Raw genomic sequence first — 359 nt, forward strand, 5'->3', positions numbered from 1 at the left:
CTCGGCGGAACAGCTCACGGGCAGTCACTTTTTGTCGTTCCGCGTAGTTTCCATGACCCTCCGCGGAATGACAAGTTACGCCGATTTAAAACGCACCTAACCCTAGGTGCGTTTTATTGGCAGTTACTTGTTTTCTATGGATTGAAATATACAACTTATTAATGGTTCAATACTTTTTTAACCGCTGTAATCATCGCCTCTAACAAGACTTCACTTGTAATCAAGGACCAATTAATGATATAACCTCTTTCAAAAGCCAACTGCCGTATGAATTCCCTGATACTTCTGCCATTTCCTTCTCTGAATGGATGAATCATGTTGAGTTCTGACATATAGTAGGCAGCTCTCTTGGAAAATTC

General features: G+C 41.2%; 1 protein-coding gene. It reads right to left on the reverse strand.

Annotation, left to right across the window (positions count from 1 at the left end):
• Positions 1-158: 158 nt before the first annotated feature.
• A partial coding sequence (locus DOT_RS28755) for a Fic family protein (protein ID WP_009620184.1) occupies positions 159-359 on the reverse strand: 201 nt, incomplete at its 5' end.

Source organism: Desulfosporosinus sp. OT (genome assembly GCF_000224515.1).
GTDB lineage: Bacteria > Bacillota > Desulfitobacteriia > Desulfitobacteriales > Desulfitobacteriaceae > Desulfosporosinus.